Raw genomic sequence first — 16,449 nt, forward strand, 5'->3', positions numbered from 1 at the left:
AGAGCGGACATTTTAAGGAGCGACTCTTGAAAGTTACCCTGGCCCAATTAAATCCGGTAGTTGGAGACATTGAGGGCAATCTGGCAAAACTTAAGGAAGCTACGAAGGTGGCGGTTGCCGATGGCTCCAGCCTATTGATACTTCCTGAACTCTTTCTGACCGGCTATCCGCCAAAGGATCTTCTAGAGAAGGATTGGTTCATCAAAAGGTGCGAGAAGGGTATCGAAGAGGTCCTCAAGCTATCTTGCCAGAATCCCGGCCTCGGCACAATATTGGGAGTCCCCATTCGGACAGGAAGCGGGGCGGGAAGGGGGCTCTATAACGCCGCCCTTCTTTTTAAGGGCGGCAGGATCGTCTTTAGCCAGGCCAAGTCGCTGCTTCCAGCCTACGATGTCTTTGACGAAGCGAGATATTTCGATTCCGCAAAAGAGGTGTCTACGCACGACCTTGATGGCAAGAGGCTTGCCATCACCATCTGCGAGGACGGCTGGAGCAACCCTGACTCTTCGAAGAGGAGGCCCTACAACGAGGATCCGATTGGTTTTCAGGCAAGCGAGCTGAAAGCCGAGCTTCTCATAAACATCTCTGCCTCCCCCTTCGAAGTCGGCAAAGAAGCGGAGCGTTTTTCCATATTTCAAAGTCACTCCAAGGCCCATCATCTTCCCCTCGTCTTTGTAAATCAGATCGGCGGCAATGATGAGCTCATCTTCGACGGGGCAAGTTTTGCCCTCGACACGCGGGGCAATCCGATTGAAATCCTCCCATCTTTCACCGAGGCCGTAAAGACGATAGACTTGATCGAAAGCGGCGACATGAACAGGCGAAGCCCGTTGAGCCGCATGGAGGAGGTCCATCGGGCCATCATCCTCGGGGTGAGCGATTACTTCAGAAAGACCGGCTTTACCGGGGCCGTGATAGGTCTTTCCGGGGGAATAGATTCGGCCGTTACCTGCGCTCTGGCAGCCCAGGCGCTTGGAGCAAAAAACGTCATGGGCGTATCCATGCCGGGGCCATTCTCCTCAAAGGGTAGCTTGAGGGATGCAAAGGGGCTTGCCAAGAATCTCTCGATAGAATACAGGGTCATTCCAATAGACTCCATAAATTCGGCCTATCTGGAGTCGCTCAAACCAGAATTTGAGGGACTTGCGCCCAATGAGGCCGAAGAGAATATTCAGGCGAGAATCCGGGGAAACATCCTGATGGCTTTGTCTAACAAGTTCGGTCACTTGGTTCTTGCGACTGGCAACAAGAGCGAGATGGCCGTTGGTTATTCCACTCTATATGGTGACATGAGCGGTGGACTGGCCGTGATTGCGGATCTGCCCAAGACGGCCGTCTATGAATTGGCCGCCTATCTCAATCGAGAAGCTGAGATAATTCCCCCCTCCACCATCGAAAAGGTGCCTTCGGCCGAACTCAGGGCCGACCAGAGGGATCAGGATACTCTGCCGCCCTATGAGATCTTGGATGCGATTCTTGAGCTCTATGTGGACGAGGGGCTCTCGATCAGCCAGATTGTCGAAAAGGGGTTTGATTTTACCACGGTCGGCTGGGTCGCCCGGGCCGTAAATCTTGCGGAACATAAGAGGCGCCAAGCTCCTCCCGGCCTCAAGTTGACCAGCAAATCTTTTGGGAGCGGGCGCCGCATGCCCATAGCTGCCAAATATAACCCGAGCTGATGGCCAATTAGAACTTCTTTCTGGCGAGGTATTTAAAGGTATTCAAGGAAGCTATGCAGCCTTGACCCGCCGCAACGATTATCTGCTTCTCGGGAACATCGGTCACGTCGCCGGCCGCAAACATGCCCCCTAGGTCAAGATCTCTAATCTTTCCGGTCTCATCTTCAACCGAGAGTCCGGTGACGAATCTTTCACCAAATATCCTCTTGCTCTTGGTGGAATTGAGTATCTCGACGTTATCGGCTACTTCGAGCTTTGAGATCATCACTTCGTCACCGTTAAGCTTATCATTTACGTTTATGATATGGACGGAGCTTGCTATCTTGGCCAGGCTTAAGGCGGCGTCAAGGGTAGAATTGCCGCCGGGCCTTCAAGATAATCTTCGTCAGCAATCTCGTCCCGGTCAAAGGGGTCAAATTTTTGATTGCCGCCCTCAGTGAGCTGGCAAAGGAGCACGATGATATTTTTTTGATGATTTCTGTTTTCCATATTGCTAGAATTATAAAATGGAAGCAGGCAGGTATTGTTTAATAAAAGATGGAAAGGGCTTTAGCTTAGTCGAGCTGGTGATCGTGATCTCGATTTTAGGGTTTCTGCTCGCGGTGGCCATACCGGTTTGGAATAGTTTCGTATCGAGCAGCAACCACAAAGCAGCCATCAGACAGGTGGCAACCGATATTCGTGAAACGCAGAGTAAGGCGATGGCTGAGTTAAAATACTATGGGATAGAGTTTGATGAGGGCGGAAGCTCTTACTCAATTTACTCTCACGAAACCGCAAACAATGCCGCACTCTTTGTTGCCGCCAATCTCGAGCAAGAAGTTTCGCTAAGCGACCTTAACGGCGTCTCTTTCAGCAGCATAACCTTCAACAATAGCTATGGGCCCGATAGGGTGATTTATAAAAAAGACGGCTCAATATCGGGGGTTGCCGGCTCAGTTTATCTTACCAACGGCAGCAAATTCCAGCAACTGAGCGTGGTTACAACCGGCAAGTTAACGATCAAATAGCGCTCAGCGCTTACGGTTGGCACAAACTTTTGCCATCAGCGGAAAGGCATTAATTGGTCTTCGCCAAAAAAGATTGTAAATGCTATCAAAATACTCTCTAATTGCCTCGGGGCGACGCATACAAGAACCTATAGATGTTAGCGCCTCATTTCCAGGTATCAGCTTAAAGTAGGTCTTGCGTAAAGGCCGAACGCTGCTCTTCCTGGAACCGGTATCTGTCGGATGATAGCCAATCCTCGTATCCAAAATCAGTCAGATTCGTTAATTATATATATCTTTTTGTCGATTAACTTAAATAAGGCTGCGTGCTGGTTCACGAGTGATTTTTCCCACCTTAAGTGTTATAATTTAAAAATGAAAAAAAACGCATGGGCGCCAAAAAAAACCGAAAAGGGCTTTAGTTTAGTCGAATTCATGCTCGTCATAGTCATCTTGGGTTTGCTTGTGGCCGTGGCCGTGCCGGTATGGGATGCCTTCGTCTCCGGCAGCAATCTGAAGGCGGCCGTAAGGCAAGTTGCAACCGATATAAGGGACATTCAAGGCGAGGCCATGGCCGAGCTTAAATATTATGGGATAGTATTTGATGAGGGTCTAAATACGTATCATATATATTCCTCCACAGACAAGGCAACACTTTTTACCGCCGCAGCTCCTGTGGGTAAGACCCTATCAGATGGGGCAACCTTCTCAAGAAGTGGCGGAGATCCGGTTACGTTCCTTAATAATCGTCTGATATTCAACAAAGATGGTTCCGCCGATGTTGTAAATCCCGAAGAGAGCATATATCTCCAAAACGATAAGGGTAGAGAGCGTTTCATAACGGTTGCCGCAACGGGCAAGGCAACGGTCAATTGATTTGCAGGAGTCCTTAAATGATAAAAAGGGAAGACGGCATATCGATAGTTGAGATAATGATTGCGGCAATGATAATGGCCATAGCATTGCTCGCCATGATGTATATGTTTCAGTTCAGCATAACTCACACCTCAGACTCTGGAGGTAAAACGGTCGCCGTTCAATTGGCTGTAGAGAAGCTGGAAGAGATTAGGAATATGGGCTATTCAAGCATAGACGATGCGTATTACCAGGCCGATGGATCCGACCCAGGCTCAGAGCCCGACTTCAAAACTCCGGCCGAGACGGTAAGCGGTCTAAGCGGGGGCACCCGCCAGGTAAGGATCTGCTATCAAGAAAATAATCTCAACAGCTATACGACACCGATAAATGTTATCGATGATCCGCCAAGGAGACTACTGAAGGTGTGGGTCAGGGTTAGCTGGACGGCCAATACCGGGCCTCGCTATCACGAGGAGGCGACCTTGATATATGGCGGTTAACAGAGAGGCTCCCCGTAGCGAAAGGGGGTTTACCTTGGCAGAAGTGATGGTCTACTCATTTCTTCTCGTCCTTATTCTAGCCGGTCTTTATACGCTTCTTGGTGGGGCGCTAAGATCTTGGCAGGCTGAGGATGACCTGGTCGAGGTTCAGCAAAATGCTAGGCTGGCCGTGGATAGGGTAGTATCTGAGATAAGGGGCGCAAAAAGCGTGGTCGATGATGCAACCTATGATTCCACCCCAAACGCGATATATTTGTGGGTGGATGAAGACGTTGATGGAGTAGTGGACGGGGGGGAGACTAGACTTTTTAGCTATGATTCAGGGAACAAGCGCCTACGTTATGGCTTAGGAGGCAATTCTCAATTGGCCGACTACGTGGAACCGATTCCTCCGGCCACCGGCAGCATTTTTACTTACTATCAAGGCGCAACGTCCATTGCGGTTGATGAGGAGAGGGCCAATCGGATAGCGATCGAATTTAGGATCGTCAAGGGCGATTTTAGCAAGAATTACAAGTCAAGCGTGCAGCTTAGAAATAAAAATCTGTAATGGTTTCAAGGGGGCGCAATGAAAATGATGAGGCTTAGGAGAGAGAAGGGCATGGCCATGGTCACGGCCATCATGCTGGTTTTAGCCTTTGCGGTTTTGGGAGGGGCTGCCATCATTGCGACCACTGGCGACGTTAGGATGAGCAAGAACTTAGAGGACTCCAATCAGGCCCTGGCCATCGCCGAGGCCGGGGCGAATTATGCAACTGTCAATCTGAAGGCCAACTGGGATTTTTTCTCAATAGCAAATCCCGCGGACACTATAGATGACTCAAAAAACTTCCCCAATCCGGCCGATAGCAACGCCAAGTTCGAGCTCAGGGTAACGGCCCCCGCCACAAATACGAGGGTCATCAACTCGACGGGCATAGGAGGCGACGCCAAGCGGATCGTTGAGGTTAAATTGAGCAGAATCAACATGGGTTACGCTTTCAGCCAGGTTTTACTGGCTAATCTGAACATAGGCTTTCGGGGGACGCTTCCCAAAACGGTTATGACTACGACCGGCAAAGCGCGCCTAAATGATTTTAATATCGTAGGCAAAGAGATTGATACGGAGCTTCGGGTTACCTCGGCTACCACCGGCAGCCCTCTGCCCCAGGTAAGCTTCGCGGGCGGCCCTGTAACCTATGGCCCGGGGGAATTGGTTACCACAGACTGGACTGCGCCGTCCATCTTCTCAGAGAGCGAGTCGAATATTTTAATCCCCTTCTTGACGTGGGACAAAGAGAAGGGCGGCTGGGATTACTTCGTCAGCAAAGATTATAGCAACACCGACCCTTGGCGGTCGACTACCCCCACGCCGGCCGTCTACTTCTTTTATAGCGATCCAGCCGGAAAAGGCGATGATGGCAGCGAATGGGATAAATGGGATGTGGTGGGGGCCGCAAGTGTAGAATTTAAGGTAAAAGGGAACGTCGCTACCGCTTACCCCGATGGCATAGTTAATTATCAAGTGAACAAAGGGCCGAGTCAAACGCTTAATAAAGGAGGGCTACAGCTTCCCGAAAACGCGATCATCGTGGTCAGAACGGTAAATCCAGCAAGCTCCACCAGAGAGATCACCGGCTATGCCCAGGTCTCTGGAGATGGCGCCTTCAAACATACCCTCATTTCTGATGGCCGGATAGAGATTATCGATGACGGTGCTCCAAATAACCTCTTATTTGATCCCAGCCCCATCAGATTGGCCTTGGCCGCCCCCATCATCGAGGTCACCGCTAACAGCGCTAACACGAGCCGCTCCATCCGCTTTGGCGAGAGCGGCAAAGGGGTTCTCGTCTATGCAAGCAGTGAGTTCTCGGCCCTTCCCTCGGCCAATGGCGGCCGCATACAGATGGATCTCTACGGCTCGCTGCTCTCTTTCGGCTCTATCGGTTTGGGCCAAAACGCAGTCAGCGGCATCCCTTCGGGTAACAACGGTCTCCATCTCTTTAGTTTGGAAAGTGATGTCAGTTATGTTAACAATCTATATAGTATGTTTAACACAAGCGGCGACAAGATATTCCAGCTCTTCAAGGGGCCCAAAGGCACTGATGGAGATGATGATCAGCCTGGCTGGACAAGACGTTGGACGGATTATATAAAATTTGGGGAATTTTCAAATAATTTTAGCGCATACGAAGACATTGACTTCAGCGGCGATGTTATAGTCGTCAATTCTTGGAAGGATATCCGCTAATGAAATTACTTCAAAATGGCGATAAAAGTGGTTAATATACCCTCAAAATATTGACACTTGCTCCACTTTTGGGGTATTTTTATTCAAATTTATTAATTTTTGGATTAAATGTTAAAAACTCATAAAAAACCCGCCCAAGGTTTGTCACATTCAGTTCTGTCCTCTTGCAAAAAGGGATGGTGGTTTTAAGTTACGCCCCCTTTAAGTCGATTTCCCAAAAGAGATATTTGGCTTTAAAATTGATAATGTTTACAACGATAAGCTTGCTCTGTCATGATGGACTCTTTGGGCTTTGCTTAAGTATAAGCTTAAATTGGAGTAGTTAATTGGGCCTCTTTGGGATCAAAGCTTCAAAAAAACCGGTCGGTCTGGATATCGGAAGCAAACACATACGGGTGGTTGAGATGGGCCGCTCTCATGGCAGGCCCGCCATATCTCGCTATGGAATGATAGACATACCTCCCGGCGTGATGGTTGAGGGCGAAATAACCGACGTCAATGCCATGGCAGAACTTTTAAAAGAGCTCTGGAAGAAGGCCAAGATCTCTCAGAGCGAAGTCCACCTTGGGGTGGCCAATCAGAAGGTGATCGCAAGGCTCATCGAATTTCCGCTTATGACTCGAGATGAGCTTGAGGGGGCGATTGAGTTTCAGGCCCAAGAGTTTATTCCGATACCCTTGGAAGAGGCAGTCCTCGACTTCGAGATCTTAGGCGAGGTCACCACCGAAGAGGGCGAACGTAAAGTCGAGATTCTTCTGGTCGCGGCTCAAAAAGACATGGTCTACCGTCATGTGGAGGCTCTGGAGAAGGCCGGCTTAAAACCGATAGCCGTCGATTTATCCTCGCTCGCCATAGCCAGAGCAAATCTCTATGGCGGCCAGGCTTCCCCTGAGTCCGAAAGCCAGCCTCAGGCGATAACCGCATTCATAAACATAGAATCCGGTCTAACCAACATAGTCATAGCCGAAAATGATAAGGTCAGGTTCACTCGCGTCTCGGGACTTGCCGGTGACGATTTCTCTCAGAAGGTGGCCGACCTCTTAGTCATTCCGCTCTCTCAGGCGAAAAAACTCAAAGCAGAAATCGGTCTCTCACCCAATCCGGACGAGAAACTAGGTGACGTTTTGCCCGAATACGTCGATGATATGGATAGGGTCAAGTTGGTCAGAGAAATACTGATCCAAGAGGCGGAGAGGTTCGTCAATGAGATCAAGCGCTCCTTCAATTTCTATCTCACCCAGACCGGCGGCAAAGTGGTAAATAGGGTCGTTTTGACGGGCGGTGGCTCGGTCTTTAGAAATCTCGATTTATTCATGAGTCAGGCCCTCGGCATCACGACGGTGTTTGGCAAATTTTTAGATCGCTTTGCGGTTAGAGACCCCCGCTTAAAGCAGGATGTAGAGAAGGATGAACCCTCGCTGGCCGTAAGCATCGGCCTGGCTTTAAGGGAGTTTGAGTAATGGCCATCAACCTTTTGCTCAGAGATATCCAGGAAAAGAGGCGCAAAGAGAGACAGGTTGGCTCAATGATGCTTGGGGCGACCAGCTTGATTTTTGTTATGGTCGTAACCTATGTTGTCCTATATATGGTTATTCAGCGGGAAGAGGCCGACCTTGCCGGGTTAAACAGGGATCTCACCACGATAAATGAAGAGATAGTAACCTATAAGCAATTTGAGGAGAGAAAGACTGAATTTGACAATAGGAATTCCTTGGTCGAAGTCTCCATTGCCGGCGAACTGGCCTTAGATAAGATGCTAAATGAGGTCAGCATGATCATTCCTACCAACGTCTGGTTGACGTCATTAAATTTGGGCTATGAGGGTGGGTTTGAGGTATCCGGCTACACCTATGACTTTCCATCCGTCGCCCAATGGCTGATCATGAACGACAAGATGAAATTGCTCGAAGATATATGGCTAAATAACGCGGCCAAGACAGATTACGAAGGAAACGAGATGGTTCAGTTCTCCTCCAAGGCCCGCGTCCCGTTCTCTAAAGCGGAAGAATCCGCCAAGCAGAGTCCTCAGGGCGAAGGGGGTGGCAGTCAGTGAACCTTAAGATTTCACCAAGGGAGCAACTTATGCTAATTGCCGCTTCAGCCTTTCTCCTTCTCGTCTTGTTCGGCTTCTTTGTGGTCTATCCAAATGTCTCCAAGATAATCCAGCTAAACGGGGAACAGGATAACGTCTCAAGGGAGTTGAGTTCAGCCGAGGCGACCCTAACTCGCCTGAAAGCCCTTAAGCGGGACGCCTCCAAACTCGAAGCTGATCTGGCAAAACTTAAGATCAGGCTCCCTGATGAATCTGAGATACCGACTCTGATAATAGACGTCAACAAGATCGCCAAGGATGCAGGCATAGAGTTCATTCAGGTCGCCCAGAGTGAGTGGGTGGGGGGTGAGGGTTATACGGAGATACCGCTCAACATCACCATGGAGGGTCGCTACTTCGATATCATAGACTTCCTCTATCGTCTCCGTCATCACGCAAGGGAGATAGTGGTGATGAGCATAAACATTGCCGAGGGACCGGACGGGCTGCCTCAGGTATCGGCGACCATCGATGCCAAGACCTTCACGCTTAAGGCGCCGCTTAAAGAAGGGGCCGAACAGACTCAGCCCGGAGCAGGGGGAGTCTGACATTGGATGCGCTCAAAGCTTTTCTCAAAACCAGAGTTGGTCAACTCGCGGTCGCTATGGTCGTCCTCGGTCTGATGCTGGGGGCTTTACTTGTAGGTCCACAAATCATGGATATGTTAAATCCATCCTCCGATGTGCCCGATGTTACAAGGACCACCACCTCGACGGCTGATCAAGACGAGACCAAGACCGAAGAGACCCTGGTTGACGCAACCGATAAGTATGATATCTATGAGTCCAAAGATCCTTTTAAACCCCTGATCAAGGCGGCTACTCCCGGCGACGACGCCGACGGCACCGATGGAACCGGCGGAACTAGCTCGAATGCCTTGGTTGTTGAGAGCATAGTTTTGGAGAACGGAATCTACTACGCCAACATAACCTACGGGGGGACGTCCCATAAGGTCAAAGACGGCGACAGGGTGGGGACATCTCCCTATGAGGTCGTCTCGATAACGGCGGATAGGGTACTTCTTCTATACGGCGACGAAGCGACGCCAGCCACCCCCGGCGAAGAGATAATAAAGTAATGCCCCTTTGCAAAGAAAGGAACCCCAGGCGACCGTTAGTTTGGCGCCTTTTTCTTCATCTGAATTTGTGCTCTAACTATTTTGAGGTGGAAAGATGATAAAATTTTCAACCGCGGGCGAATCACACGGTCCGGCTCTTGTGACGATAGTCGAAGGGGTTCCGGCCGGCCTTTCAATCAAAATAGATTCTATAAACTTCGAGCTCAAGCGGAGAAAGCTAGGCTATGGCCGTGGCGGACGGATGGATATCGAGACCGATAAAGCGGTGATCCTTTCGGGCGTCCGCCACGCAAGGAGCCTGGGAAGTCCGATTGCCCTAATGATAGAGAATCTCGACCACAAGAACTGGTCGACCCTGATGGCGACCGACGAGGTTAGCAAGGAAGCAGAAAGGATCACCGCGGCCCGGCCGGGCCACGCGGATCTTGCCGGCATGATGAAGATGGGTCTCTTTGACGTGCGCGACGTCTTGGAGAGGGCGAGTGCGCGCGAGACGGCGGCCAGGGTTGCGGCCGGCGCCATCTTCAAGCTAATACTGAAGGAGCTTGGCATCGAAGTATTGAGCCACGTTGTTAGCATAGGCAGAGTCGAGTCTAAGCCTGAAAGGCTTCCTGTGCCGAAGGATTTGGAAGCGATAGACGCCTCTCCCGTCCGCTCCTTCTCGCCCAAAGACGAGAAGGCCATGATTGAGGAGATTGAGCGCGCCAAAGATGCGGGCCACTCCGTTGGCGGTATTTTCGAGGTCTTAGCCTATGGGGCGCCGCCTGGTCTTGGCGGCTATCAATCTTTTACCGAACGCCTGGACGCAAGACTGGCCTCGGCCGTCATGTCGATTCCGGCCATAAAGGGAGTCGAATTTGGACGAGGCTTTGAGTTGGCTCATCTGCCCGGAGATGAAGCCCACGATGAGATATTCCACGATAAAGTGAGGGGCTTCTTCAGGAAGACCAACTTTGCTGGCGGTCTGGAGGGCGGCATGACCAATGGGGAGACGCTTATCTTGCGGGCGGCCATGAAGCCGATACCGACCCTTGTCAAACCGCTTAAGACGGTGGACATAGTAAGCAAGGAAGAGAAAGAGGCGCTTAAAGAGCGCTCGGACGTCTGCGCCGTTGCCGCCGCCGCCGTGGTAGCCGAATCTATGGTTGCCTTTGAAATCGCGCGGGCCGCTTTGGAAAAGTTCGGCGGCGATTCTCTGTCCGATCTTAAGGTCAACTACCGCTCTTACCTTAAGAGGATTGGAAGCATCTAAAACGACTAGCCCGTTATCTATATGCGCATTTTAAAGGGGCCACAAAATTGAAGAATATCATCCTGATCGGTTTCATGGGCTCTGGTAAGAGCACGGTCGGAAAGCTGCTGGCAAAAGACCTTAAAGCCCGGTTTATCGACCTAGATGAAGAGATAGAAAAACGTGAAAGAAGGAGCATAAAGAGCATTTTTATGAGCGATGGCGAGGAGGCCTTCAGAAAGCTTGAGGCAGAGATGGTGGGAGAGGCCTCGGCTCTTAAGGGACGCGTGATAGCTTGCGGCGGCGGCGTTGTCATCGACAAAAATAATGTCGAGCGCCTCAAAGGGAGCGGCGTCTTGATCTATCTCAAGGCCGATCTTGATACCTTGATCGAAAGGGCCACCAGGACCTCTCACCGTCCCCTGCTTGAGGGTGACGACCCCAAGGAGAAGGCGCGCTCTCTTCTTGAAACTAGAGAACCCCTTTATGAGGCGGCCGCGGACAGGGTTATCAATACTTCCGGCCTCAGCCTGGATGAAGTCGTTTTAAGTATCAAGGAAGTCATATGAGCGAACAGAGACGGGTAAGGGTCAATCTGAGATCGAAAAGCTATGACATATTGATTGGCTCCGGAACGCTTGAAGAGATCGGTCGTCATTTGCCCTTATTAACCTCGTCGAAAAGGGCCTTTCTAATTAGCAATCCGACGGTTTTTGAAATATACGGCCCGCGGGTCTTGGGCAATTTAAAGGCCGCTGGCTTTGAGGTCATATCGCTAAATGTCGAAGAGGGCGAGGAGACGAAGTCTCTCGAATCGGCCGCTTATCTCTACGGCGAATTGGTCGAGAACCTCGCCAACCGCAGGGACCCGGTCATAGCGCTTGGCGGCGGCGTCATCGGGGATCTGGCTGGCTTTGTGGCCGCGACGTTCATGCGGGGCATGCCCTTCATCCAGGTACCCACCACCCTCTTATCCCAGGTCGATAGCAGCGTAGGCGGCAAGACGGCCGTCAACTTGCCCGAGGCCAAAAATATGGTTGGCGTCTTCTACCAGCCAAAACTCGTCCTGATCGATACGGATACCCTAAAAAGTCTGGACCCAAGGGAGCTCAAAGCTGGTTTTGCCGAGGTCATCAAGTGCGGTTTCTTGATTGGAAACGATTTTTTATCTTTTCTGGAAGATGAGATGGATCGGATCTTTGCCCTTGACGAAGTTGCGGTCTCTAAGGTGATCGAGACCTGCTGCAATTTTAAGGCAAGAGTCGTCGAAGAGGATGAGGAGGATTTTGGCAAAAGAGCCATCCTAAACTACGGTCACACCATCGGACACGCTCTGGAATCGCTCTTCGGTTTTGCCAAATATAGACACGGCGAAGCGATAGCGGTCGGGATGGTTTGCGCGGCCAAAATATCGCACAGGTTGGGACTTCTGGATGAAGAGTCGCTTGAACGCCACATAAGGATAATCTCGAAAGCCAGTCTCGAATATGAGCTTCCCAAGATATCGGCCGATCAGCTAATTCGTCAGATTATGTTGGATAAAAAGGGCGAGAGGGCAGAGGTCAACTTCATTTTGCTGGAAAAGGCGGGCAAGCCGATCATTAAGAGACTGAAGATCGCTGAAGCGGTAGCTCTTTTGGAAATTTAGCGGCTATCATATTTTTGGATTGTTCAAATTCCACCAACTGTTATAAAATCTTGAATTAAGCTTTACAAATCAATCTCGGGCAAACAGGGAAACAAGATGAAGAAGATAATTGTCATAAACGGGCCGAATTTGAATCTTCTGGGCCAGCGCGAAGTTGAGACTTACGGGCGGATGAATCTTAAAGAGCTCTCGGCTCAGCTCGCAGAGATCGCTAAAAACCATGGCTCTATGATCGACTTTTTCCAATCCAACCATGAAGGCGAGATAGTCGATAAGATTCAGAGCTCAAAGGGAGAGTATGATCTCGCAATAATCAATCCGGCCGCTTTTACCCATTACAGCATCGCCATCCGCGACGCCATAGCCTCAATCGATCTTCCAGTCATCGAAGTCCACCTCTCAAATATCTATGCCCGAGAGGAGTTCCGGGAAAAATCGGTCATCGCTCCCGTCTGCGTGGGGCAGATATCCGGCCTTGGGCCATTCAGCTACGTGGCCGCTCTTCTGGCCGCTATTGATATGCTCAAAAGCTAATTGTGGGGGTAACTTAAGATAGATTTGCGTCTGTCCCGAATAGAAAAGACTCTAGCAGAGAAACAGCTCGACATCTTCCTCATCACTAAACCTGAAAACATCTTCTATTTAACCGGCTTCTTTGGTTCAAGTGGAATCTTCTTAATTGGCGGCAAGGGCGCCCATCTTTTGGTAGATTTTCGCTATCTTGAAGATGCAAAGGAGAAGATAGGCGACCGTCCAATCGAGATCAACCTGGTCAAAGATGGCTATATAGACTCCCTTGCGCATCTGATCTCTAATGGCAAGAGGCTCGGCTATGAGGCGGATCATCTGACCGTTGCGAAATATAGGGGGTTGAAAGAGAGGCTCTCACAAGCTGAACTCGTTTCGACTCAAGGAGTAATAGAGGGTTTTCGTCAAGTTAAAGACGAGAGCGAGATAGAGAAGATCACTGAAGCAGCCGCCATAACCGACCTCGTATTTCAAGATATCATAGGTCAAATCGGGCCGGGCGCAACCGAAAGAGGGGTGGCGGCCACAATTGAGCAACTGATAAGAGCCCGCGGCGGCGAGAGGGCCGCCTTCGATGTAATCGTGGCGAGTGGACCCAACTCTGCCCGGCCCCATGCTGCGGTTACCTCAAGGAGGCTTGCCCGCGGCGACTTTGTAAAATTGGATTTTGGAGCCGCCATCGGCGGTTATTGTTCCGACATGACAAGGATGGTCCATCTGGGGCCAGCCTCGAATGAGGAGAGGGATATCTATGAACTCGCCCGCCGGGCCCAAGAGACGGCCTTAAGCTCAATAAGGGCGAAGATGAGCGAGAGGGAGGCCGACGCCACCTCTCGCGGTATCATAATTGCGGCCGGCTTTGGTGATAATTTTGCACACGGCCTCGGCCATGGCGTCGGCCTCGAGATACATGAAAGGCCCACGCTCTCTCCAAAGGGGGATAAAACCCTAGAAGAGGGGATGGTCTTTACGATAGAGCCGGCAATCTACTTTGAGGGGAGATTTGGAGTGCGCATAGAGGATACCGTACTTCTTGAAGGCGGCGGCATTAAGCCTTTAAATAAGGTGCCCAAAGAGCTGATCGAGATTTAAATAGCCCGCAAAATTCTATCGATTTAAACATGAGCAAAGGAGCCAGGTGATTACCACAAATCAATTCAAGACCGGAATGACCATCGACATCGACGGAACCCTATACGGGATAGTCAATTTTCAACACGTAAAGCCGGGCAAGGGCGGCGCCTTTGTCCGGACCAAGCTCAAGAACATAATGACTGGAGCGGTCATCGATAAGACCTTTCGAGCCGGCGAAAAGGTCGAGCAGGCCCACTTGGAGGGCAAGCGTATGCAGTTTCTATACAACGATGATGATACCTATCACTTCATGGATAGCGAGACTTACGATCAATTCACTCTCTCCAAGGAGGAGATGGGTGATGCGACTCTCTATCTCAAAGAGAACATGGAGGCCCACATAACCATGTTCGAGGGGAAACCGATCGGCATAGAGCCTCCAATTTTCGTCGAGCTTGAGGTGGTAGAGACCGAACCCGGCATAAAGGGGGATACCGTAAGCGGTGGGACCAAGTCGGCCACTTTGGAGACCGGGGTCGTCGTTCAGGTTCCTCTCTTCATAAGCGTCGGCGATGTCGTCAAGGTGGACACGCGGACAGCAGCCTATATAACCAGGGTGTAATCGGCTTTCGAAAACGGCATCGATAAAGTATAATTTATCCTCGACGAATTCAGAGAAGGGACCAGATGAGAGAGAAACCTATCGCCATAACCGATACCACCATCAGGGATGCGCATCAGTCACTCTGGGCCACCAGGATGAAGACAGAGGATATGGTGCCCATCCTCGAGAGGATGGATAAGGTCGGCTATCACTCTCTGGAGGCTTGGGGAGGAGCGACCTTTGATGCTCCTTTGCGCTTTCTGGACGAGAACCCCTGGGAGCGACTTCGCACCATCAAGAAGCATGTCAGAAATACCCCGCTTCAGATGTTGCTTAGAGGTCAGAACCTGGTCGGATACCGTCACTATTCTGACGACATAGTCCGCCGATTCGTTCATGTTGCTGCGAAGAACGGGATGAATATCTTTAGGAATTTCGATGCCCTAAACGATACCAGGAATCATCAGGTGGCCTGCGAAGCGATCAAAGAGGTCGGCGGCCACGTTCAGGCCGCCGTCTGTTATACCATTAGCCCCGTTCACACCCTTGAACATTACGTCGAGACAGCGGTAAAGCTGGCCGAGATGGGAGCCGACTCCATATGCATCAAAGATATGGCGGCACTTCTGTCACCCTACCGCACCTATAATTTGGTCAAAAGGTTCAAGGCCGAGCTCGATATCCCAATCCAACTTCATTGCCACTACATCGGCGGTATGGCTCCGATGAATTATTTGAAGGCCATCGAGGCAGGCGTCGATGGCATCGATACCGCAAGTGCTCCTTTAGCCTTTGGAAACTCTCAGCCGGCCGTCGAGATGATGGTCGCCTCTCTCAAAGATACGGCTTACGACTCTGGGCTAGACCTGGAAAAACTCTACGAGATCGCTGAGTACTGGGAGGATGTTCGCGAGAAGAAGGGCTTTCAGAGGGGGGTAACCTCCCTTACCCACATGAGGGTCTTTTCTCACCAAGTTCCGGGTGGCATGATATCGAACCTGGTAAGCCAACTTGCCGAGCAGAAATCGTCCGACCGTCTGCCCGAAGTCTTAGAAGAGATACCCAAGGTCAGAGCCGAAGTCGGTTATCCGCCGCTCGTCACTCCGCTTAGCCAGATAGTCGGCACTCAAGCCGTCATCAACGTCCTTAGCGGCAAGCGTTGGGGGATAATACCGGATGAGATGAAGGCATATGTGCGGGGTCATTACGGAAAGCCACCAGGGCCGATGTCGCCTGAGATAGAGGACTTGATACTGAAAGGGGAGGAGCGGCTGATCGAAAGGCCCGGCACCCTCATAAGGGAGACCTTTACTCAATATGAAAAGGAGCTTGGAGATCTCGCCCGGAGCGAAGAGGACGTCTTGATGTACGCCCTATTTCCTAAGATTGCCCGGGATTATCTGGAGAGACACAGAGAAGGCGTCGAAAAGACGGTCTTTCTAACCAGCAGACAAATTCAAGCCGTTAAGGGGGATGAAGCTATGGACATAGATCAGATAAAGGAACTCATAAAAATATTTGAGGATAGCGAAGTTGGAGAGCTATCGATCGAAGAGGGCGATACCAAGATTAACCTAAAAAAGAAGGCATCGAGTGGAAGCTTGACAGAGATCGCGTCACCTCACGAGGCTCAAGAGCGGCCAACCCAGAAAACCGCTGAGCAGATCCCAACGAGAAAAGACTACCCCGACGGCTGGAAAGAGATAAAGTCTCCGATGGTGGGAATGTTTTACCTAGCTCCCTCGCCTGATGCCGATCCTTTCGTCAAGGTCGGGGACGAGGTTAGCAAGGGTCAGACCCTCTGCATCCTTGAGGCCATGAAGCTTATGAATGAGATAACCATAGAAGAGGATGGGATCATCAGGGAAATCTTGATCGAAAACGCAAAGCCCGTCGAATATGGTCAACCGATCTTTCTCTATGAGCTGGTCTGATATG

General features: G+C 50.7%; 18 protein-coding genes. 17 read left to right on the top strand and 1 reads right to left on the bottom strand.

Annotated elements, in window-relative coordinates; all coding sequences use genetic code 11:
• Nucleotides 1–26 precede the first annotated feature (26 nt).
• Nucleotides 27–1,679: an NAD+ synthase gene (locus QMD53_00095; GenBank protein ID MDI6799079.1), complete on the top strand. Its 1,653-nt coding sequence runs from the start codon at nt 27–29 to the stop codon at nt 1,677–1,679.
• A gap of 7 nt (nt 1,680–1,686) precedes the next feature.
• Here QMD53_00095 and QMD53_00100 read toward each other — a convergent pair whose 3' ends face one another.
• On the bottom strand, nt 1,687–1,944 hold the full coding sequence (locus QMD53_00100) for a hypothetical protein (GenBank protein ID MDI6799080.1): 258 nt from the start codon (nt 1,942–1,944) through the stop codon (nt 1,687–1,689).
• A 241-nt stretch (nt 1,945–2,185) separates the two neighbouring features.
• Here QMD53_00100 and QMD53_00105 point away from each other — a divergent pair, with 241 nt between their 5' ends.
• From QMD53_00105 to accB, 16 genes are all read left to right on the top strand, one after another.
• Nucleotides 2,186–2,689, top strand: coding sequence for a prepilin-type N-terminal cleavage/methylation domain-containing protein (locus tag QMD53_00105; GenBank protein MDI6799081.1), 504 nt, complete (start codon nt 2,186–2,188; stop codon nt 2,687–2,689).
• A 354-nt stretch (nt 2,690–3,043) separates the two neighbouring features.
• Nucleotides 3,044–3,544 carry a type II secretion system protein gene (locus QMD53_00110; protein MDI6799082.1) on the top strand — a complete coding sequence of 167 codons (501 nt, stop codon included), beginning with the start codon at nt 3,044–3,046 and terminating at the stop codon, nt 3,542–3,544.
• Between the two features lie 17 nt (nt 3,545–3,561).
• Nucleotides 3,562–4,026, top strand: a complete 465-nt coding sequence (locus QMD53_00115) for a hypothetical protein (protein MDI6799083.1) — start codon at nt 3,562–3,564, stop codon at nt 4,024–4,026.
• Nucleotides 4,016–4,576 (top strand): prepilin-type N-terminal cleavage/methylation domain-containing protein, encoded by a 561-nt coding sequence (locus tag QMD53_00120; protein ID MDI6799084.1) that lies wholly within the window; start codon nt 4,016–4,018, stop codon nt 4,574–4,576. Before QMD53_00115 ends, QMD53_00120 begins: the two co-directional genes overlap by 11 nt.
• 18 nt (nt 4,577–4,594) lie before the next feature.
• The gene (locus QMD53_00125) at nt 4,595–6,256 is read left to right on the top strand and encodes a pilus assembly PilX N-terminal domain-containing protein (protein ID MDI6799085.1); all 1,662 of its coding nucleotides are present in this window, start codon (nt 4,595–4,597) and stop codon (nt 6,254–6,256) included.
• A gap of 326 nt (nt 6,257–6,582) precedes the next feature.
• Nucleotides 6,583–7,716, top strand: coding sequence for a type IV pilus assembly protein PilM (pilM, locus tag QMD53_00130; GenBank protein MDI6799086.1), 1,134 nt, complete (start codon nt 6,583–6,585; stop codon nt 7,714–7,716).
• Nucleotides 7,716–8,309, top strand: a complete 594-nt coding sequence (locus tag QMD53_00135; protein ID MDI6799087.1) for a PilN domain-containing protein — start codon at nt 7,716–7,718, stop codon at nt 8,307–8,309. The genes pilM and QMD53_00135 overlap by 1 nt, the downstream gene beginning before the upstream one ends.
• Complete coding sequence (gene pilO, locus QMD53_00140; protein ID MDI6799088.1) at nt 8,306–8,896, top strand: type 4a pilus biogenesis protein PilO; 591 nt, start codon at nt 8,306–8,308, stop codon at nt 8,894–8,896. The genes QMD53_00135 and pilO overlap by 4 nt, the downstream gene beginning before the upstream one ends.
• Before the next feature lie 2 nt (nt 8,897–8,898).
• The gene (locus tag QMD53_00145) at nt 8,899–9,426 is read left to right on the top strand and encodes a hypothetical protein (protein ID MDI6799089.1); all 528 of its coding nucleotides are present in this window, start codon (nt 8,899–8,901) and stop codon (nt 9,424–9,426) included.
• Nucleotides 9,427–9,520: 94 nt separating this feature from the next.
• Nucleotides 9,521–10,678: a chorismate synthase gene (aroC, locus tag QMD53_00150; protein MDI6799090.1), complete on the top strand. Its 1,158-nt coding sequence runs from the start codon at nt 9,521–9,523 to the stop codon at nt 10,676–10,678.
• A 47-nt stretch (nt 10,679–10,725) separates the two neighbouring features.
• Nucleotides 10,726–11,226 (top strand): shikimate kinase, encoded by a 501-nt coding sequence (locus QMD53_00155; protein ID MDI6799091.1) that lies wholly within the window; start codon nt 10,726–10,728, stop codon nt 11,224–11,226.
• Entirely contained in the window at nt 11,223–12,305 is a 1,083-nt protein-coding gene (aroB, locus tag QMD53_00160) for a 3-dehydroquinate synthase (protein MDI6799092.1), read from the top strand. The genes QMD53_00155 and aroB overlap by 4 nt, the downstream gene beginning before the upstream one ends.
• 96 nt (nt 12,306–12,401) lie before the next feature.
• Nucleotides 12,402–12,839, top strand: coding sequence for a type II 3-dehydroquinate dehydratase (gene aroQ / locus QMD53_00165; GenBank protein ID MDI6799093.1), 438 nt, complete (start codon nt 12,402–12,404; stop codon nt 12,837–12,839).
• Nucleotides 12,840–12,863: 24 nt separating this feature from the next.
• Nucleotides 12,864–13,925: a Xaa-Pro peptidase family protein gene (locus QMD53_00170; GenBank protein MDI6799094.1), complete on the top strand. Its 1,062-nt coding sequence runs from the start codon at nt 12,864–12,866 to the stop codon at nt 13,923–13,925.
• Between the two features lie 46 nt (nt 13,926–13,971).
• Nucleotides 13,972–14,529 carry an elongation factor P gene (gene efp, locus QMD53_00175; protein MDI6799095.1) on the top strand — a complete coding sequence of 186 codons (558 nt, stop codon included), beginning with the start codon at nt 13,972–13,974 and terminating at the stop codon, nt 14,527–14,529.
• Nucleotides 14,530–14,594: 65 nt separating this feature from the next.
• On the top strand, nt 14,595–16,445 hold the full coding sequence (gene accB / locus QMD53_00180) for an acetyl-CoA carboxylase biotin carboxyl carrier protein (protein ID MDI6799096.1): 1,851 nt from the start codon (nt 14,595–14,597) through the stop codon (nt 16,443–16,445).
• Nucleotides 16,446–16,449 lie beyond the last annotated feature (4 nt).

Source organism: Actinomycetota bacterium, assembly GCA_030017835.1.
GTDB lineage: Bacteria > Actinomycetota > Aquicultoria > UBA3085 > Oleimmundimicrobiaceae > Yes70-04.